Source organism: Pseudoalteromonas sp. Cn5-37 (assembly GCF_021532495.1).
GTDB lineage: Bacteria > Pseudomonadota > Gammaproteobacteria > Enterobacterales > Alteromonadaceae > Pseudoalteromonas > Pseudoalteromonas simplex.
Window position 1 is genome coordinate 23,830 of sequence record NZ_JAKGBA010000001.1, and the last position, 20,179, is coordinate 44,008.

14 protein-coding genes are annotated in these 20,179 nt (G+C 42.4%); 12 read left to right on the forward strand and 2 right to left on the reverse strand.

What is annotated here, in order from left to right; all coding sequences use genetic code 11:
* Positions 1-28: 28 nt before the first annotated feature.
* From L1266_RS00155 to L1266_RS00190, 8 genes are all read left to right on the forward strand, one after another.
* Positions 29-1,072, forward strand: a complete 1,044-nt coding sequence (locus tag L1266_RS00155; RefSeq protein ID WP_235376527.1) for an alkene reductase — start codon at positions 29-31, stop codon at positions 1,070-1,072.
* Between the two features lie 212 nt (positions 1,073-1,284).
* The gene (locus L1266_RS00160) at positions 1,285-3,642 is read left to right on the forward strand and encodes a TonB-dependent receptor domain-containing protein (protein ID WP_235376528.1); all 2,358 of its coding nucleotides are present in this window, start codon (positions 1,285-1,287) and stop codon (positions 3,640-3,642) included.
* 57 nt (positions 3,643-3,699) lie between these two features.
* A complete protein-coding gene (locus L1266_RS00165; RefSeq protein WP_235376529.1) occupies positions 3,700-4,827 on the forward strand; it encodes a sulfatase-like hydrolase/transferase in 1,128 nt (375 codons plus the stop codon).
* Positions 4,824-5,885, forward strand: a complete 1,062-nt coding sequence (locus tag L1266_RS00170) for an alkaline phosphatase D family protein (protein WP_442960586.1) — start codon at positions 4,824-4,826, stop codon at positions 5,883-5,885. The genes L1266_RS00165 and L1266_RS00170 overlap by 4 nt, the downstream gene beginning before the upstream one ends.
* Positions 5,886-6,038: 153 nt before the next feature.
* Positions 6,039-9,383 (forward strand): exodeoxyribonuclease V subunit gamma, encoded by a 3,345-nt coding sequence (gene recC, locus L1266_RS00175; protein WP_235376530.1) that lies wholly within the window; start codon positions 6,039-6,041, stop codon positions 9,381-9,383.
* Positions 9,370-12,945, forward strand: a complete 3,576-nt coding sequence (gene recB / locus L1266_RS00180) for an exodeoxyribonuclease V subunit beta (protein ID WP_235376531.1) — start codon at positions 9,370-9,372, stop codon at positions 12,943-12,945. Before recC ends, recB begins: the two co-directional genes overlap by 14 nt.
* 44 nt (positions 12,946-12,989) lie before the next feature.
* The gene (gene recD, locus L1266_RS00185) at positions 12,990-15,017 is read left to right on the forward strand and encodes an exodeoxyribonuclease V subunit alpha (protein ID WP_442960590.1); all 2,028 of its coding nucleotides are present in this window, start codon (positions 12,990-12,992) and stop codon (positions 15,015-15,017) included.
* Positions 15,004-15,459, forward strand: a complete 456-nt coding sequence (locus L1266_RS00190) for a GNAT family N-acetyltransferase (RefSeq protein WP_235376533.1) — start codon at positions 15,004-15,006, stop codon at positions 15,457-15,459. Before recD ends, L1266_RS00190 begins: the two co-directional genes overlap by 14 nt.
* On the opposite strand, the gene L1266_RS00195 is transcribed toward L1266_RS00190, so the two are convergent.
* Entirely contained in the window at positions 15,456-16,085 is a 630-nt protein-coding gene (locus tag L1266_RS00195) for a trimeric intracellular cation channel family protein (protein WP_054553032.1), read from the reverse strand. The genes L1266_RS00190 and L1266_RS00195 overlap by 4 nt on opposite strands.
* Positions 16,086-16,201: 116 nt before the next feature.
* Positions 16,202-17,491 carry an amidohydrolase gene (locus L1266_RS00200; protein WP_235376534.1) on the reverse strand — a complete coding sequence of 430 codons (1,290 nt, stop codon included), beginning with the start codon at positions 17,489-17,491 and terminating at the stop codon, positions 16,202-16,204.
* Positions 17,492-17,600: 109 nt separating this feature from the next.
* Here L1266_RS00200 and L1266_RS00205 point away from each other — a divergent pair, with 109 nt between their 5' ends.
* The 4 genes from L1266_RS00205 (at position 17,601) to L1266_RS00220 (ending at position 20,140) form a co-directional block, all read left to right on the forward strand.
* The gene (locus L1266_RS00205) at positions 17,601-18,263 is read left to right on the forward strand and encodes a Crp/Fnr family transcriptional regulator (protein WP_235376535.1); all 663 of its coding nucleotides are present in this window, start codon (positions 17,601-17,603) and stop codon (positions 18,261-18,263) included.
* A gap of 54 nt (positions 18,264-18,317) precedes the next feature.
* Entirely contained in the window at positions 18,318-18,722 is a 405-nt protein-coding gene (locus tag L1266_RS00210; RefSeq protein WP_054553035.1) for a hypothetical protein, read from the forward strand.
* A gap of 104 nt (positions 18,723-18,826) precedes the next feature.
* Positions 18,827-19,330, forward strand: a complete 504-nt coding sequence (locus L1266_RS00215) for an Mpo1 family 2-hydroxy fatty acid dioxygenase (protein WP_187490432.1) — start codon at positions 18,827-18,829, stop codon at positions 19,328-19,330.
* A 21-nt stretch (positions 19,331-19,351) separates the two neighbouring features.
* The gene (locus tag L1266_RS00220) at positions 19,352-20,140 is read left to right on the forward strand and encodes an SDR family oxidoreductase (RefSeq protein ID WP_187490433.1); all 789 of its coding nucleotides are present in this window, start codon (positions 19,352-19,354) and stop codon (positions 20,138-20,140) included.
* The last annotated feature ends 39 nt before the right edge of the window (positions 20,141-20,179 follow it).

The window sequence follows — 20,179 nt, forward strand, 5'->3', positions numbered from 1 at the left end:
AATGTATGTTCAAGATAAGGATAAAACCATGACAACCGATTTACTTTCTCCGTTTAAACTAAATGACAGCATTGAGTTGCAAAACCGTGTACTAATGGCACCCCTTACACGCTGTATGAGCGACGATAATCTCGTACCTACCCAAGCAATGGTTGACTATTATGCGCGCCGTGCTGATGCGGGCTTAATTATTAGCGAAGCAACGATTATTCGCCCAGATTCACAAGGTTATCCAAATACACCGGGTCTATTTACTAGCGAACAAATTCAAGGCTGGAAGAAAGTCACCGATGCTGTGCACGCAAAAGGCGGCAAAATGTTTGCTCAGCTTTGGCACGTAGGTCGTGTTGCTCACCCTCACTTTTTTGGTGGTGATGTACTGGCACCATCAGCAATTGGTGTTGAAGGTTCGGTACCGAGAATGCGTGAATTAACTTATGTTACTCCAAAAGCGGCAACCATTGAAGACATCCAAGGTTTAATAGCTGATTACGCAAAAGCCGCCGAAAACGCTATTGAAGCGGGTTTTGACGGGGTTGAAATTCATGGTGCGAATGGTTACTTAATTGATCAATTCTTACACTTTGCTGCCAACCAACGTGAAGATCAATACGGGCAAACACCAGAAAACATGTCGCGTTTTGCTCTTGAAGTCGTTGATGCTGTCGTGGCAGCTATTGGTGCAAACAAAACTGCATTACGTTTATCGCCAGGGGCGTATTTTAATATGACCGAAAGCGACGGTGATAAAGCAGTATTCGATTATCTGTTACCAGCCCTTGAAACACGTAATCTTGCCTACTTACATGTTGGTATTTTTGATGACAGCATGCGCTTTGCAAGCTTAGGTGATAAGTCAGCGTCTGAATATATGCGCGGTGCGTATAAAGGTACGTTAGTAGGGGTAGGTAGCTATAGCTTTGAGTCAGCTAATCAAGCAATCGATAACAACCAATTTGATTTAATTGCGATTGGTCGTCCATTCATTGCGAACCCAGATTACATCAGCAAAGTTAAAAATGGTGAAACCTTAACACCATACAGCGACGAAATGCTGGCTGAACTGATTTAAGCAAACCTAATAATATTGTCCAACCAATAAGCGCTCAGTTAATTTAACTGGGCGTTTTTTCTAATACTTTCTTATTTATTAAACAGTTAAGTCTTAAATTTGCCATGAAAATGCATTAATTGTTTAACTGTTGTGTCAAAAATTTTGCCCCTAAATGTAATACACGCTCTGCATACTGTGCCCGCTTTTAAATACGTAACCTTGGGAAAACAATGAGCACAGTAGCAAAAAAAACCAAGCTAAGCCTTGTGATCGCAACGCTTTTAGCAACATCGGCACATGCAAACATGAATAACGAAATTGAAGAAATTACCGTTGTTGCAAAGCCAACCAGTTATGCAAATAACGTTATTGAACCTGCGATGCTTGAGCAACAAAGTTCAGTATCAAGTGTGTTAGCCGTGATTGATAACCTACCGGGTATTAGCATCAACGAAGGTGATGCATTTGGCGGTGACGATTGGTCAACCACCATTACTATGCGTGGCTTTAGTATTGATGGTAATCAACAGCAATTAGGTATGACGATTGATGGTATTCCTAATGGTGGTTCTAACTATGGTGGTGGTGCAAAAGCAAACCGTTACTTAGACAGCGAAAACTTAGCAACGGTTGAAGTAGGGCAAGGTACGTCTGATATTGCCTCAGCCTCACTCGAAGCATTAGGCGGTACTTTCAATTTTGTGAGTGCACAACCGAACACTGAGCAAAGCACTACGTTTGCTTATACAACGGGTGATCACAATGCTAGTCGTTACTTTGTTAAGCACGAAACCGGCACTGTGTTTGATAACACGCAAGCCTATATCAGCTATTCACAAACTGATACCAGCCGCTGGATTGGTGATGGCAGCAATGGTGGTAAAGACAACCAGCACATCGAAGCGAAGTTTGTATCCGACTTTAGTGACTTAACCGTAACGGGTCGTGTTTCGTATGATGATGTTCATGAAATTAACTATAACAGCATCAGCATTAGCGAGTTTGAACAAAACCCTGATTGGGATCGTTTAACTTGGAATTGGACTGGCGTGCCGCATTTTGATCAAATGTTTGCTGAGGGCTGGGGTACACTGCGTGAAAATACTCTTGCGTATGTAAAGTTTGATTACGCGCTAAGTGCCACTTCAAACTTAAGCTTGTCGCCTTACTATCATAAAAACTCAGGTCGTGGCGATTGGATCCCGCCTTATTTAACGTCACCGGTTGATGATGATGGTAATCCAACAACGATTGGCGGCGAAAATGCTGGCAATTATGGCTTTACAGATAGTGAGGGTAACCCACTGGCACCTGCTGCAGGTTGTACGGCAAGTTTAGAGTGGCCATGGTCTTCAGGCCCTGGCTTAAACCCAGCCTGTTACCCAGATGATGCGATTCCGGTTATGTCGTATCGTCATACTCACTACAAAAAAGACCGCTTAGGTATGACCGGTGAATACCAAGTAACCCTTGGCAACCATGACATTGAAGCCGGTTTTTGGTTTGAACAAACAGACCGTGATGAGTCACGTGACTGGCATAAAGTTATTGATGCCCGTATTTATCATCACTTTGACCATACGCCGTATTGGACACAGTATAAAAACACCTTCGAAACAGATACATTCAAGTGGTACGTACAAGACTCAATCAGTTTAGGCAACTTCACACTTAATTTAGGTGCTAAACAGTACCTTGTTGAGCTGCAGCGTTATAACCATTTTGAAGATGAGTACTCAGATAAAATCGACAGTGATTCAGACGTACTATTCAGCGGTGGTATGCTGTATCAGTTATCTGCAAGCACAGAGCTATTCACCAGCTACAGCGAAAACTTTGCGGCAATTAAAGATGGTGTACTTGAACGTGATTCATCAACACTGACCGAAATTGAACCTGAAACAGCTGAAAACATCGACCTAGGTGTGCGTTACAGCGATGACCGCTTAAGCTTAACAGCAACCGCTTACAGCATTGAATTTGATAACCGCATTACCTTTATTGCTCCGGGCAGTGATACCGATGGTATTGACTACACCATTGGCACGAACGGTTCTTACATCAACGTAGGTGGTATTGAGTCAACAGGTGTTGAGCTTTCAGCAAGCTATATGCTGACTGACAAATGGAATATTTACACATCGTATACCTACAATAACTCTGAGTATCAATCGAACGATCCAAGTGCTTACAACAGCGATGGTGAGTTACTTGAAGATGCAACAGCCAGCTTTAAAGCAGGTGATGAAGTGATTGACTCAGCACAAGATTTATTTGTGGTATCGGCAGACTACTACAGTGGTGATTTCCGCTTTGGTTTATCGGCTAAATACACAGGTGAGCGTTTAGGTGCATGGACTGATGAGCAAACCCGTTCGCGTAACGAGGTTGATGGTTACACCTTGGTTGATTTAAACATTGGTTATAATACCAGTCTTGATTCAGGTGTGTTTAAATCAATCGACCTTGCATTTGTGGTGAATAACCTGTTTGATAAATCATATCTCGCAGGTGGCACAGGTAATGGCTCTACCTACTTTATTGGTGCACCACGTACCGCAGCTTTAACACTTACAGCGCAGTTTTAAGTAATAAGCTAACGTTTTAAATAGCCCATCGTTGATGGGCTTTTTTGCAGGTGAAATATGAAAAAATTAATTTTAGCCACGGCGGTTGTAGCAGCATCACTATTAAGCATAAGCTGTAAAGCTGCAGACAATGTTGTACTCGTGACTCTTGATGGCCTTCGCTGGCAAGAAGTGTTCTCTGGTGCAGATAAAAACCTAATCGATAACACTGATTTTGTTGCAAATACAGATGAACTAAAGGCGCTTTTTTGGCGAGATGATCAAGCACAGCGTACTCAAGCGTTAATGCCATTTTTTAGCGAAACATTGGTAAAGCAAGGCGTTTTGATTGGCGATAGAACGCAAGGTTCATTGATGTCGGTAAGCAACCCGTGGTATTTCTCATACCCAGGTTACAGTGAAATTTTAACCGGCATAGTAGATGAAAATATCGATAGTAACGATAAAGTGCCTAACCCCAATAAAACCATTTTAGAGAGTTTAAATTCTCAGCCAGAGTTTAAAGGTAAAACCGCGCTTTTTGGTAGCTGGGATGTGTTTCCCTATATTGTAAATCGTGAGCGTAGTGGGGTTTATGTTAATGCCGGCTTTGAAGCTTTTGATGCTGTGAAGTCAGCCGAAGTGACTCTGCTAAACCAAATGCAAAGCGAGATCCCAAGCCCTTGGCATAATGTGCGCCTCGACAGCTTTACCTACCGATTTGCCAAACAATATTTATTAAATAAACAGCCGCGTTTACTTGTTATTAGCTTGGGTGAAACCGATGACTTCGCCCATAACGGTAAATACGATGCTTATTTAAAATCGGCTAAACAAAGTGATGCGTTTATTCGTGACCTTTGGCAAACAATTCAACAAACACCGGGCTATAAAGACAACACCACAATGATTATTACCACCGATCATGGCCGTGGCAGCCATGCTGATGATTGGCAACATCATAGTTCGAAGCGTGCTTTAGCTCGTTCAGAACAAGGTAAGCAACGTTTTCCAAACGGTATTGTTGGCTCTGAGCATATTTGGTTAGCGGCGATTGGCCCAGATATAAAAGCAACAGGCTTAATTAAGCCAAGCAATGAGCTCAAACAAGCGCAAGTAGCGGCAACTGTGCTGAATATTTTAGGCATTAACAGTCAGCAAGTTAACCCGAAAATGGCCGCGCCAATTAAGGAGATTTTAAAATGAGTTTAACTTTTAGTTTGTTCAAAAGCGCCTTATCTGGGTTAATGCTGGTTAGTAGTGTGAGTGCGATTGCCGCGCCAAGTAAAATTTTGTTTGGCTCATGTGGTCATCAAGACAAAGCTATTCCAATTTTTGATGCCATCAACAAAGAGCAAGCCGATTTATTTATGTTCCTTGGCGATAACATTTATGGTGATACCGAAGATATGACGGTACTTGCCGATAAATATCAACGTTTAGGGCAAAAGCCAGGCTTTAAAACATTACGTGCGAATACGCCGATAATAGCCATGTGGGATGACCATGATTATGGCGAAAATGACGCTGGCAGCGAATACCCCAAAAAACAGCAATCACGAAAAATCATGCTCGACTTTTGGCAAGAGCCAGCAGGTTCTGCTCGCAGAACTCGTGAAGATGGTATTTACACTTCGTACACGTACGGTGAAGGTGAGCAAACAGTAAAGGTGATCATGCCTGATCTGCGTTTTAATCGTGCGCCGTTAAATCATGTATCAGCGATGACCTATCAACTTGAGCGTAAACCTGCAAAACAAGGGCCTTATAGTCCAACAACCGATAAAAACGCCTCTATGCTTGGCGAAAACCAATGGCAATGGCTCGAACAAGAGCTTAAGTCAGATGAAAAGATAAAAATCATTGCCTCAAGCTTACAGTTATTGGCTGATTTTACAGGTTGGGAGTCATGGGCTAATTATCCGGCTGATCGTGAGCGCTTATTTGCGCTTATTAAAAAACATAAAGTAAACGGTGTGATTATAGTCAGTGGCGATACCCACTGGGGTGAGCTGTCTAAATATGAACAAAACCTAGATTACCCGCTATTTGAGATGACTAGCTCTGGGCTTACAGAAAAGTGGAAAGATGTTAGCCCTAATAAACACCGTGTGGGTGATTACACTCATGAGGTTAACTACGGCGATTTAACAATCGATTGGCAAAAAGCAGACCCTACCATTCGTATTGCGCTTAAAGGCATCAAGGGTGATGAGATAATGCACACCGAGTTTGCGTTATCGACGATAAGCCCATACCAGTAAATATTGCCAGCTGCGCATATCTTTAACACATGCCCGTAGCTCATGCCTGCAAACATGGAATAAGCCTTGTTTGCGGGTATTTCTCTCTATCCCATCTAATTAAAATATCTTACACTGTGTCAATTAGTTAGTTTCAAGCAAGGACAGTGTAGAGTGCTGAATATAATTCAATCAAATCGCATGGAAGCACTGCAAGAGCTTTTTCATAAAGTTATTAAAGTTAATCCATTAACGAGCCCTTTTAAAAAAGAAATTGTGCTTGTGCAGTCACCAGGTATGTCGCAGTGGCTAAAAATAGGTTTAAGTGAACACTTAGGGATTGCCGCTCAAGTTGATTTTCCGCTGCCTTCGAGTTTTATATGGCAGCTTTACCAACAATTATTGCCTGATGTACCCAGTGAATCACCGTATAACAAAACTAACCTTGCTTGGAAGCTGTTTGCGATTTTACCAAACTGCATTGATGAGCCGCTGTACTTACCACTTAAAACCTATTTGGATGGTGACAGTGAAGGGCAAAAAACCTTTGCCTTGTGCGAGAAAATTGCCGACGTTTATGACCAATATTTAATGTATCGCCCCAATTGGATTGCCACTTGGGAGCAGGGCATTGATGAACTTGATGATGTTGATGTGGGCATTGCGCCATGGCAGCCAGATCTTTGGCGCAAGCTGGTGGCGCACAGTAAAGAACTTGGGCAAAGCCAATATCACCGCGCCAACATGCAAGACAAACTCCTTGCAGCCCTTGATAAAATGGACGCAAGCCAATTACCTGAGCGTATTAGCTTATTTGGTATTTCTGCAATTGCGAGTAGCCAGCTTGAAGTGTTTCAGGCCATTGCAAAAAAAACGCAGGTGTTTTTGTTTTTCTTCAACCCCAGTGAGCATTACTGGGGTGACACACTCGATGAAAAAACAGCAGCTAAGATTGCCGCTAAATATGCTAGACGCCCGCAGTTACAAGCGCTTGAAGACAGCGCGAAAAACCCTGATCACGAGTACTTTTTTATTGGTAACCCGTTACTCTCGTCGTGGGGTAAATTAGGCCGAGATTATTTTGAGCAGTTACTACAACTAGACGCGCAGTGGCTTGACGGATTCGATAACGAGTTTGATCAAAGCTTGTTATCGCAAATACAGTCTGAAATTTACCAATTAGCTTTTAAGGGGGAATCACTAACGCCTGATAAAGAATGGTTTATTAATGATGAAGGCAAGTTGCCAATTCAGGCAGACGATACCAGCATTGTGCTGAGCGATTGTCACACGCCACTTCGTGAAGTAGAACGACTACATGATTACTTACTCAATTTATTCAATGAAAATAAAGCGCTAACACCAAAAGATATTATTGTAATGATGCCAGATGTTGGCACATACAGCCCGTATATTGAGGCGGTGTTTGGTGGTGCCGAAGGGCGACGTTTTATTCCTTATGCGTTAGCCGATTTAGCGATAGAGCAAGAAAAACCCGTACTTAGCTCGTTTGCTAGTTTAGCCGATTTACCTTACTCACGCTTTGGTGTGTCTGACATTCTTGATTTACTGCAAGTCACACAAATTGCCGAGAAGTTTAACCTCGAATCCCATGAATATGAGCAAATTGGTTTTTGGCTTGAGCGTGTTGGCGTTAAATGGGGCTTAGATGCCGCCCACAAAGACAGTTTTGGCTTACCCGCAATAGATTTAAATACTTGGCAACATGGTCTAAACCGCTTGTTATTAGGTGTTGCGCAACGTGATGAGCAATTGCCGTTTTCGGGGATTTACAGTGCCGATGAAGTTGAAGGTATGGCACTGAATACCTTAAATAAACTTATTGAATTTATTGATGTACTGGCCCGTTATAAAACTAAGTTGCAAGCTGATGCACCGCTTAACGAAAAGGCAGATATTCTAAAAGAGTTATTAAACGATATATACAGCGATGAAGGCGAACAAAGCTGGGATTTATTAGTACTGCAAAAAGTGCTCGATACACTGATTAAGCATTATGATAATGGCGATTACCAACAAGCTGTTTCGCAGCGTATTGTTAGTTACTTGGTTAAACAAGGTATTCAAGAAAAAGGCGTAGGGCAGCGCTTTTTAGTGGGCCAAGTTAACTTTTGTACGTTGATGCCAATGCGTGCGGTGCCATTTAAAGTGGTGTGCATGCTAGGTTTAAATGATGCAGATTACCCACGTACCGTTCAGCCAATTGGTTTTGACTTAGTGCCTTTCTCAAAACGCCAAAAAGGCGACCGCTCTCGCAAACTTGATGACCGTTACCTGTTTTTAGAAGCGATTTTAAGTGCCCGTGAGAATCTATACATCAGTTATATTGGTCGTTCTTGTTTTGATAACCAACCAAGAATGCCCTCAACTTTAGTGAGCGAGCTTTTGGAATACATAGCCCGTAGTTTTGAATTTGCTGATCAAGACACTCACTTAAAGCTACCAGAGGCGCTGATTAATTATCAGCACTTACAGCCATTTAACCCGGCTTATTATCTGACCACTAACAAAGAAGGTAATAAAAGCCAAACTGATGGCGAGCAAAAAGCAAACAAACCGCTAGCCACACAATTACACAGCTATAACCCCGTGTGGATGCCAACTCAAGCTGTTAACCCTGAACCTCAGCAAGCGCTTAGTGTTCAGCCAGAAAGCAGTGTTGAGTTAACTCAGTTTATTCGCAGTATTTGCCAGCCGCACGAGAGCTTTTATCAGCAAAGTTTGGGTTTACGCTTGCCGCAATTTAACGATATCGATAAAGATGAAGAGCCATTTAGTTTAGATGCATTACGCCGCTACTTTTACCTAGACGAAATTCTCGAAGCCAGCATTCAAGAGCTACCGCTTAATCAAGCGCAAATTATGCAGCGCGGTGAATTACCCCAAGCCCATGTTGGCGACCTTGTGTTTGAAAGTATGCAGCACCGAGTTGATGCGCTTGCAGGGCAAGTGAAAGCGCATATTCAAGGTGATGAAGCATTACCCGTTGAAGTAAATATTAAAATAGCCAATACCACTTTAGAAGGTTGGTTAAATCATATTTATGGTCAAAAACAGGTGTTTTATCGCACCGCCAGTATTAAAGCAAAAGATGTAATTCGTGGCTTTGTGCATCATTTAGCGGCGCAAATAATGGGTCAGCCAGTCGAAACCCTTATTCTTGGTTTAGACAAGCAAATTAGTTTTTCACCCTTGTCAGAAGACGATGCCCGCAAGTATTTAAACGATTGGTTCTCGCTTTATGAAACGCTTTTAACTCGCCCAGTGGCGTTCTTTCCGGTCAGTGGTTACGAGTACATAAAAACAGATAAAGACATGGTTAAAGCAAACAATAAATTCGCGCCGCAATACATAGGCATGGGTGAGGGTGAAAATCCGTATATTCGTTTAACCATAAAGAGCCTTAAAGACTGTGAAGAAGAGTTTATAAAATGGAGTGAGCTGCTGTTATCGCCACTCGTTGAGTTAGCACAGGAGGCAGATCATGCAAACGCTTAATCCAATGAGTATGGCGCTGTGTGGGCAAAGCCTGATTGAAGCCAGTGCCGGTACAGGTAAAACCTACACCATCACAGGTTTGTATTTACGGTATTTGTTGGGTTTACAAAAAGCGAACGGTGAAGATGAACAATTAAATACGCCTCTAAGTGTTGAGCAAATACTGGTGGTGACCTTCACTGAAGCCGCAACTCAAGAAATTAAAGACCGTGTGCGGGCGCGTATAATCAATGCCAGAGATGCACTGCTTGGTAAAAAGCCAGATGATGAGTTGATTGAGCAAGTAATTAACGAGGTGACTGACAAACACGCCGCATTTGATTTGTTAGACGCTGCAGCAAAGTCTATGGATGAAGCCGCTATATTCACCATTCATGGCTTTTGTCAGCGAATGCTGAAACAACATGCTTTTGAATCCGGCGTGGCGTTTAACTTAGAGTTTATTTTAGATGAGCGTGAGCTTATTCAAGAAACCCTTAATGACTTTTGGCGTGCCTTTGTTTACCCACAATCAAAAGAGCGCACCCAAGCCATTACCGATATTTTCCCAGTGCCGGCGTCACTGTATTCACAGGTAGTGAGTTTACTCAATAAACAAGGGGCAACAATTACCCCTGAGTACGACCTCGACGATATATGGCAAGCGCGCGACAACTTTGTGGCAAAAGTACCAGCATTTAAAACGGCATGCCGTGAGAGTGAATTTATTAATGCTGTAAAAGCATCTGATTTAAGTGGTTCAAAAACTCCAGGTCGAAAAAACAGCCTTGCAGCGCTTGAAGAATACTTAAGCAATGATGAGTTGTTTTTTGTATTTGGTACCAGTAAATACTCGTTTGAAGTGTGGAGCACAGAGAATTTAAGCGACCCTGCAAATTATAAGAAAAACGGCAGCTTTCTCAGTCACGAAATGCTGGCTCAGTTTGATGAAATGGCCACACTCAGTAGCCTTATCAATAACGGATTGAATATTGCGATAGTGCAATATGCTGCTAAATGGGTGGCAAGTGCATTAGCTAAACGCAAGCAAGAGCAAGGCGTTATTACTCCAGATGACTTACTGAGTAATTTGCATCAAGCGCTTTTAAGTGAGCAAGGCCAAGCATTAAGTGAAAAAATTGCCGCTTTGTTTCCGGTTGCCATGATTGACGAATTCCAAGATACCGACCCAATTCAATATGGCATTTTTAGCCGTATTTATGGCATTAAAAACACCACGCTTGCCATGATAGGTGACCCTAAACAGGCTATTTATGGCTTCCGTGGTGCAGATATTTTTACTTATATTGGTGCAAAACAAGCTGTTTCAGAGGGCAAGCAATACACCCTAGATACCAACTACCGCTCAAGTGAAGGGGTTGTTGATAGTGTAAACCGCTTATTTGCTAAAAATGCTAATAGCTTTATTTATAACGATGCAATCCCATTTCAAAAGGTTAATGCGAAGGGAAAACAGCAAGACAAAGCGTTTTTAATAAACGGTGAAATGCCAAGTGCGTTTGAATTTTCGGTGTTTGTTGATGAATACGCCGAAGCCAACAACAAGCCAACCAGCAAAGGGGTGGCTCAACAAGCATTGGCTTTGCAATATACGAAAAAAATTACTGAGCTACTCAAGCAAGCCGATGCAGGCGCTGCAACCATTGCAGGAGTAGCACTTACTGCCGCCGATATCTGTGTGTTAGTGCGTGACCGAAACGAAGCACAGTTGATGAAAACTGCACTGGCAGAAGCCGCCATTGCCAGTGTGTATTTATCGCGAGATAGTGTTTTTAACCAAGAGCTTAGTCATCATTTACTGAACTTTTTAACGGCATTACATGGACAGTATGATGAATCATTACTGCGTGGTGTGCTTGCTGGGCCATTGTTTTGCTTAAGCTACAACCGCATTTATGAGCTTCACGAAAATGAAAGTGCATGGCAAGAGCATTTAAACTTTTTTGCTCAGCTTGCTCACATTTGGCATAAACAAGGCGCTATGGCGATGCTCGAGCGTTTATTAAGCCATAATCAGCTCGCAGCGCGTTGGCAAGGTTTAGGTTACAACGTTGAACGCTGGCTCACCGATTTCCGCCATTTAGGGGAAATATTACAGCAAAAGCAAATTGAGCTTGAGGGAACCCATCGATTGCTGCGTTGGTTTGCGCAAAAAGTTAGTCAACAAGATGGTGAAGCGGTGCAAGTACGCCTAGAAAGCGATGCTAATTTGGTGAAAATTGTCACCATGCACGCCTCAAAAGGCTTAGAGTACCCGATTGTATTCATGCCGTTTGCCTGTGGCTATCGTGAAAGCAAAGAAGCCCTTTACCATAAAGACGGTAAGTTGATTTATGATCTTGCTAAAAGTGACGACGCAATGCAAAAAGCAGAGCAAGAGCGCTTGGCTGAAGATTTACGCTTGCTCTATGTGGCATTGACTCGTGCCGTGCATTTTTGTTCTGTGGGTATGTATAACATTGCGCAAGGTCGTAGTGCTCGCCCTGGAATTCAAAGTACCAGCATTGGCCACGTATTATTTGCAGGGTTAGAGATTAAATCGGGCGATGAATGGCGCGCATTGTTACAACAATTTTGTGAAGGCTCTGCGCACATGCACTATGAGGCGTTTAGCGAAGCAGGTGAGCTTGAAAAGTTAACATTTGCTGGTGCTGACAGTGAGCAGGCCTATCAAGTTAATACTGTTAAAGCTGACATTCAGCGTGATTGGCGCTCAACCAGCTTTAGTAGCTTAACGCTGAAAAAGCATACTGATCATATTGAGCTTGGGCGCAGTGATGAAGACCACGAAAAAGATGAGTTTTTAGCCCAAAATGCCAATGCTTTAACTCCTTACAGCTTCCCTAAAGGGGCAAAGCCGGGTAGTTGTTTGCATGAAATATTTGAGCAATTAGACTTTACTGACCCTTATGCGTTAAAGCGCCCAGCCAGCGAGCAAGATGACCACGCACTTGATAAAGTGATCGAAACGTTATTCGAAAAATACCATATTGATGATAGCTGGCAGGAAATGACCGAGCAGTGGATCCTTGCTGCACTGAATTGCCCATTAAACGATAAAGGGCTTAGTTTATCAGTACTTGAGCCCGATACCTGTTTGGTCGAAATGGAATTTAACTTACCGCTGTTATCGCTCTCAAGCGATAAGCTTAACCAAGTGTTAGTAAAACACTTTAACTTACCCGGGCAGCTTGATTTTAGTGAGGTACAAGGCTTACTAAAAGGCTTTATCGATTTAATATTTTGCTGGCAGGGTAAGTATTATATTCTTGATTATAAATCGAACTTTTTAGGCAATAGTGCGGCTGACTACCAACATGAGCAACTAGAGCAAGCCATGACCAGTCATCAGTATCATTTGCAGTATTTAATTTATACCGTGGCATTGCACCGCTTATTAAAACAACGTATTCAAGATTACGATAGCGACACGCATTTAGGGGGTGTTTACTACACCTTCTTACGTGGTATGAGCGAAGGGCAAGGGGTGTATTTTAATCAGTTAACAAAACAGCAATTAACTGAGCTGGATAGCTTATTCGCACAAGGAGCCATGCTATGAGTCAACTGACATTCGGCTTTGATGACCATGAGCCAAACGAGCCAATGAATAAGCAGCCAGAACAACCAGAGCAACCAGCACAATATGCCGAAAGCGATTCAGTGTTGCCTGCTACAGAACTTAAAACACAGCCTTTACTAAGTTATTTACTTGAGGCAAAACGTATTCGCTTAGTTGATGTTAAACTCGCAGAGCTATTGACTGGCACAGAAACACTGGTAGAGAATAACGAAGCAGCGCACAGTGGGGTTTTTTACCTGATTTTATTACTTGCGGCCGCGCAGCAAAGTCAGCACAGCTGCTTAGAGCTCGTGAATATAAACTGGCAAAATCCGTTTGAAATTAGAGAGCAAAGCTTTGCTGATGCCAGCATCGCAGCCCCTGAGGTTTTAACCCCGTTTGCGACAGAATTTGGCCTTTCTGATGCCGTTAATAAACTAATGAATGCTGAGTGTGTCGGGGACGAAAAACCACTGCTTTTGTTTGCGAATAAACTTTATTTTGCTCGATTGGCAGAGTACGAAACCACATTGGCTTCGCGTTTACATCATTTAGCAACGAAAGAACTCACCTTAGATGAAGCCGAATTAACAGCACTACTTGAGGTGTATTTTCCTAGCAGTGAACATACACCCAACCCAAGCGATCCTATTAAAACATTAAACTGGCAAAAAGTAGCCTGTGCAATTGCTGCAACAAAAGGCTTTAGTGTGATCACTGGCGGCCCGGGTACAGGTAAAACCACCACGGTAACTAAACTACTAGCCATATTACAATCTTTGTATGCCAGTGCACCGCTAACAATAAAACTGGTTGCACCGACAGGCAAAGCAGCAGCGCGTTTAACCGAGTCGATTTTAGGGGCAAAGCAAAAGCTCAGTATGATCCCTGATAATATCGCGCCACTTATTCCAGACAGTGCGCAAACGATTCACCGTTTACTAGGCGTTGTTCCGCATACCAATAAGTTTCGCCATAATAAGCGTAATCCGCTGCATTTAGATGTACTGATCATTGATGAGGCATCGATGGTTGATTTGTCGCTTATGGCAAAACTAATCGAGGCACTACCGAGCCATGCAAGACTTATTTTACTGGGTGATAAAGACCAATTAGCCTCGGTTGATACGGGCAGTATTCTTAGCGACCTATGCCAAGGGTTAGAGCTTGGCAAAATGCCTGATTACAGCAGTGAAAGAGCAGCGCAGCTTAATCGCGTTTGTTTTAATAATCAGAGCGAAATACCCGCGGCAAGCAGTCATTTTGTACTTAACGATTGTATTGCGTTTTTACAGCAAAGTTATCGTTTTGATGGCAGCAGCGGCATTGGTCAATTAGCTCAAACTGTAAATACCAATAACAGTGGTTTACTGGGCTATGTTGAGCAAACGATTAATCAAGGTGGCTTTAAAGACCTTAAACTTAATTACAGTGTAATTAGTAAACCGATAGAGCAGTTTGTGCAACAAGCGGCGTTGCAATATCACGATTATTTGCAGCTTATCCAGCAAGGGGCAAGTGTTGCCAGTGTGCATAAAGCCTTTGCGCATTATCAGTTGTTAGCTGCAGTCAGAGAGGGTGATTACGGTGTAAATAGCCTTAATCAGCGTATTGAAAAAGCACTGGCTCAACAAGGTTTAATCTCGCCATATCAAAGGCATTACGTGGGTATGCCAATTATGATCAGCCAAAACGACTACCAGTTAAAACTGTTTAATGGCGACATAGGTATTTTAATGCACGATGAGCAAGGTCAGTTAAAAGCCATGTTTGTTGATGAACAAGAAAATATTCGTGCCTTTTCGCCCGCACGTTTACCTGCTCACGATAAAGTGTATGCCATGACAATTCATAAGTCGCAAGGCTCTGAATTTGCTTATACCGCAATGATTTTACCACCAATAAAACAGGCTAATCAGGGCATTAACAGGCAATTGGTTTACACGGGGATCACCCGCGCGAAAACCACATTTGAGCTGGTGGCCGATAAAAATGTATTGCTCATGGCAATGAATAAATCTGTTACTCGTGCATCGGGTTTATACGATAGGTTAAAACATGAAGCTAGTTAAAGTAACGAGTGACCAACTCAACGAGTTAATGGGTTGGTTTAACTCAGAGGCTGAACTGCGTATTTGGTCTGGGCCATTTTTTAATTACCCATTTGATACGCAAAGCTTTAAAAATGATTTAAACCTAGATGCGCTGAATTCCTTCGCGTTGATTAATGACGAGGGCCAGATGTTAGGGTTTGGTCAATACTATTTACGTGAAGGTCGTTGCCATTTAGGGCGGCTAGTTATCGCGCCAAGTGAACGTGGTAAAGGTCTTGCAAAAGTGTTGATAAATTTACTAGGAGAGCAGGGCAAACAGCAATTGCAGTGTGATAGCTTGTCGTTGTTTGTGTATACCCATAATACCCTTGCTAAAACAGCTTATGAAAAAATGGGGTTTATTCAAACCCAGTACCCCGCGGACATGCCACTCGATGGCTGTATTTATATGACCTGCTAAGAGCGTTTAAAGCTGCTTTTACGAAACAGATTAGGTTGCCAGCCAAAGTGTATGGCGCCTAATCTTAAACATACCGTCACAGCAAATGCGCCAAGAATGCACCAAATATAACTCACCTCAAGGGTGAATAAAGCCGCGTAAGTTAACCCGCCAGATAAGCAAGCGGTGGAATAGAGTTCTTCGCCCATTACTAAAGGCACTTCTCGACAGATCACATCACGCATCAGGCCGCCAAAAATACCCGTGGTCATACCCATGGTGATGGCAACAATCATATCTGCGCCGCCAATTAGTGCCTTTTCGATACCAATAATGTTGAAAATAGCCATCCCTACAGCATCCATTAATAGCATGGTGGTGTTACTTAAATCGGGTAAGTGACGAATTGATAGAATAGATGCGAATATGGCTATGTAAGTTGCGTACAAATAATCGGGCTGAGCTATCCAAAATACTGGTTTGTTAAGCAATATGTCTCGAAGTGTGCCACCACCTAGAGCTGTGACTGTGGCAACAACCACCACACCAAAACCACCAACACTTTTTTCATGGCCCAGCAAGGTGCCGGAAATAGCAAAAAACGCTACACCGATAATGCTTAAAAAATGAAAGTATTCTGATGTCATGGGGTTTCCTTACCTGTTTATAGTAACTAAACCCTAGCAAAATGAACTTTATTGATGCTGAACAGCTAAGAAAATAGGGCGGGTAGTGATGTCACCCGCCGGTAAGAAAATTTTTATTATTTTAGATAATCAACCACTAATTGCGTCATTGCATTTACGCCAAGCTGTAAAGCTTTTTCGTCTGCAAAAAAGTGTGGTGAATGGTTACTAGGTGCTGTAACTGCATCTTGACCTTTTGGTGTGACACCTAAGAAAAAGAACATGCCTGGTGTTTCTAAGGCGTAGTAACTAAAGTCTTCGGCACCTGTGATAAGTGGCGTTGTGATCAGGTTTTCTTTGCCAACCACACCAGCAAGAGTTGGTGTCATTTTCTTGGTTAATTCAACATCGTTTACTGTTACTGGGTAACCATGATCAATGTGAACATGGGCTTCTGCGCCACCTGATTCAGCTACCATCTCAGCGGTTTTAGCTAAACGTTTTTTAATGTCAGCACGCATTTCTTGGTCAAAGGTACGGATTGTGCCAACCATTTCAACTTCATCAGGGATGATGTTGTTACGCACACCGCCATTAATGGCACCAAATGAAACCACAGAAGGCGCTTTGGTCACATCAACTTGGCGAGAAGCGATGGTTTGTGTTGCCATAATAATTTGTGATGACGCCACAATTGGGTCAACACCATTCCAAGGGCGAGAACCGTGAGTTTGGCGACCTTTTACTGTGATAGTAAATTTGTCGGCGCTGGCCATTAGCGGCCCTTCACGAAAACCAATTTGTCCGGTATTAAGTGAGCTGGTTACGTGTAAACCAAATACGGCTTCTGGCTTTTCTTTAAATAAGCCTTCTTTAAGCATAAGCTCAGCACCACCTTCTTCGCCATCAGGAGCACCTTCTTCAGCAGGTTGGAAGACAAACAGAATATCACCCGCGAGCTCTTCTTTAATTTTTACTAAAGACTCAGCGGCTGCCATTAAAATAGCCACATGGTTATCATGACCACAGGCATGCATTACGCCAACGGTATTGCCTTTGTACTCTGTTGTTTGAGTTGACGCGAAAGGTAAGTCTACTTGCTCTTTTACAGGGAGTGCATCCATATCAGCACGCAGCGCAATAAGCGGACCTTTTTTGCCCCCTTTAAGTTTGGCAACCACACCGGTATGAGCCACACCTGTTTGAACCTCAAGGCCTAACGAACGTAAATGCTTAGCCACGTATTTGGCTGTTTCAAACTCACGGTTACTAAGCTCTGGGTATTGGTGTAAATGACGGCGCCATTTAATGACTTTTTCGCTGACGCTTTTATTGGCAGATTTAAGTTCAGAATTAATATCACTCGCAAATGCAGGGGTAGAAATAGCACTGAGAAGTAGGCTGGTCGAAAGTAGTTTGTTTAACATCCCGTATCCTTTTATTATTTAGATATCCAAACAACCTGTGAAACGCTGAATTCTGCATTTTGAGGTGGCTTGGATATATGCACACTACACCAATGTAAAGGATAAACACTTGAATGAACAATACCTTTCGGTAATTAACCAAGACAAATGGTTTAAAAATCGCACACAATTATTTAGGGACAAGCTAGTAAAAAATGCTAAATTAATCACCTTAAATGCGGGTGATGCATTGTTTTTGCGTGGTGATGAAAATACCGGTCTGTATTGTGTTATTAATGGCGTGCTTAGAGTTTCTGGGGTTAATAGCCAAGGCAAAGAAGCGGTGCTTAGTTTTGTAACCAGTGCAATGTGGTTTGGTGAAGTGGCTCTGTTTGATGGTGGTAAGCGCACCCACGATGTGTATGCTCAAACTGCGGTACGGCTTTTACACGTTCCTGAGCGGGCATTAAGCCAGTTATTACAAGAACATCCTGCTTATTGGCATGACTTTGGGCTGCTGCTTACTAATAAAGTGCGAAACCTGTTTGACTCATTAGAAGATCACGCACTCCTTACAGCAAAGCAAAAGGTGAGTAAGCGGTTATGCATGCTTTATCAATCGTCACACCAAAGCTGTTTGCCGCTTACCCAGCAACAACTTGCCGATATGACCTATTTAACACGGCAAACCATTAACCAAATATTACAATCCCTGCAAGCTGATTCAATTATTAACCTTAAATATCAAACGATTGAAATTATTGATATCGATAAATTGCAATCTCAATGCTAGCTTGGAACTAAAATTGCTACAAAGTCGTAATCAAGCTTAAATGGAAGACAACTTGTGGCAATTACATTTCATAATCAATATAACCCTTATCACGCTTCGGCTGCTGCTAAGCTGTCGCAAACGGCTCGCACTGAGGGTGTGAAAGCCATGCATACGCCAGCATCTTCAGCACAACAACTTTTACAAAAGCAGCCTGAGCCCAGCTCTTTTTTAGCACAAGCTCAAGAAGCTTTGGTTTATCAGCGGCTCGGGGTTGATAAAGAGAAAATTGATGAAATAAAAGCGCAAATAGAGAAGCTTGCTGAACAAATGCAACAACAAGGTGCCGATACTAAAGCACTGCAAGAAAAAATGAATGAGCTGCAAGCGATGCTCGATGAAGAGTATCAAAAAGGTCGCGAACGCATGGATATGCGACCAGAAGCTGAAAAAGGCAAAGTTATTGATGCGCTGGTTTAATGTGTGATTTTAAGCTAGCAACTTTAAATGTCGGCTAGTTGACATTCTTGTTGGTGAATTTTCTGCTAATCTGAATTTTGAACACAGTTTTGGCAGGAAAAACAATGAAAACATTAAAACAACAACTGACAAATTACGCCCTTTATCACCGTTCTAAACGCAATATTGTCACTCACTTTATCGGCATCCCATTAATTGTGTTTGCAATTATTTGTTTATTACATCGCGTCACACTTATCTCAGAGCCTGCTGTTATCTCCTTGGCAACCGTGGTAATTGCGCTCACCTGTCTTTATTACTTAATGCTTAGCTTATCTATGGGGTTAATTATGGCTGTATGCTTAAGTTTGTTAAGCATTGCTGCTGAGCCTGTGGTGTCGCTTTCAACAGAGTTATGGCTAACTTTGAGCATTGGCAGTTTCGTGGTTGGTTGGGTGTTTCAGTTTATTGGTCACTATTTTGAAGGTAAAAAGCCAGCCTTTGTTGATGATTTAATTGGTTTGGTCATAGGGCCGTTATTTGTATTAGCAGAGTTCTTGATTATGCTTGGTTTTTATAAAGATATTGCTGATCATATCGAACAACATGCAGGGCCTAATAAAGCATAACAACAATAATAAGGAACACACATGCAATTAAATGGTAAAACAGTTTGGGTTACTGGGGCATCTTCTGGAATTGGTGAGGCACTTTGTGAGCAATTGGCGGCAAAAGGGACAACGCTAGTACTGTCTGCCCGTAATGAGGAAAAACTCAACGCTCTTAATACAAGACTCGGCGGTAATCATCATGTGGTCGCCCTTGATTTGGCAAAGCCCGAAGCCTTACTTGAAGATATGCCAGCAGTGATCGAGCGAATTGGCCGTATTGATGTGCTTATCAATAACGGTGGGGTGTCGCAGCGTAGTCTATTTTTAGAAAACGAATTTACGGTCTATCGCCAACTGATGGAAGTAAACTATTTTGGTTTAATTGCTTTAACTAAGGCGGTCGTACCCCAGATGGTTAACCAAGGTATGGGCATGGTGGTATCAATTAGCAGTGTAGCGGGTAAAGTCGGTTCAAAATTCAGAACTGGGTATTCGGGTTCTAAGTATGCGGTCGTGGGCTTTATGGATTGCTTAAGAGCAGAACTAGCCGACAAAAATGTGAATTGCCTGACTATTTGCCCGGGTTCAATTAAAACAGCCATTGCGCATAATTCGTTAGATGGCCAAGGTAAACCGCAAAATAAGCCAGAGGAATCAATCGAAAACGGCATGGATGTGGCAAAAGCGGCTGCAAAAATGATTAAAGCCATTGAAGCCGAGAAAGATGAAGTTGTTATTGGTGAAGGAATAAGTGGTTTAGCACCGACTATTAAGCGATTTTTCCCTGGCTTTTTTAATCGCCTCACAGCAAAAATGAACTACAGATAATTTATAGTCATTTGTTAGCGAATGATTCTCAGTAAACAA

Coding starts and splice junctions, on each gene's coding strand:
- L1266_RS00155 (WP_235376527.1), top strand. CDS start 29: ATGACAACCGATTTACTTTCTCCGTTTAAACTAAATGACAGCATTGAG.
- L1266_RS00160 (WP_235376528.1), top strand. CDS start 1,285: ATGAGCACAGTAGCAAAAAAAACCAAGCTAAGCCTTGTGATCGCAACG.
- L1266_RS00165 (WP_235376529.1), top strand. CDS start 3,700: ATGAAAAAATTAATTTTAGCCACGGCGGTTGTAGCAGCATCACTATTA.
- L1266_RS00170 (WP_442960586.1), top strand. CDS start 4,824: ATGAGTTTAACTTTTAGTTTGTTCAAAAGCGCCTTATCTGGGTTAATG.
- recB (WP_235376531.1), top strand. CDS start 9,370: ATGCAAACGCTTAATCCAATGAGTATGGCGCTGTGTGGGCAAAGCCTG.
- recD (WP_442960590.1), top strand. CDS start 12,990: ATGAATAAGCAGCCAGAACAACCAGAGCAACCAGCACAATATGCCGAA.
- L1266_RS00190 (WP_235376533.1), top strand. CDS start 15,004: ATGAAGCTAGTTAAAGTAACGAGTGACCAACTCAACGAGTTAATGGGT.
- L1266_RS00195 (WP_054553032.1), bottom strand. CDS start 16,085: ATGACATCAGAATACTTTCATTTTTTAAGCATTATCGGTGTAGCGTTT.
- L1266_RS00200 (WP_235376534.1), bottom strand. CDS start 17,491: ATGTTAAACAAACTACTTTCGACCAGCCTACTTCTCAGTGCTATTTCT.
- L1266_RS00215 (WP_187490432.1), top strand. CDS start 18,827: ATGAAAACATTAAAACAACAACTGACAAATTACGCCCTTTATCACCGT.
- L1266_RS00220 (WP_187490433.1), top strand. CDS start 19,352: ATGCAATTAAATGGTAAAACAGTTTGGGTTACTGGGGCATCTTCTGGA.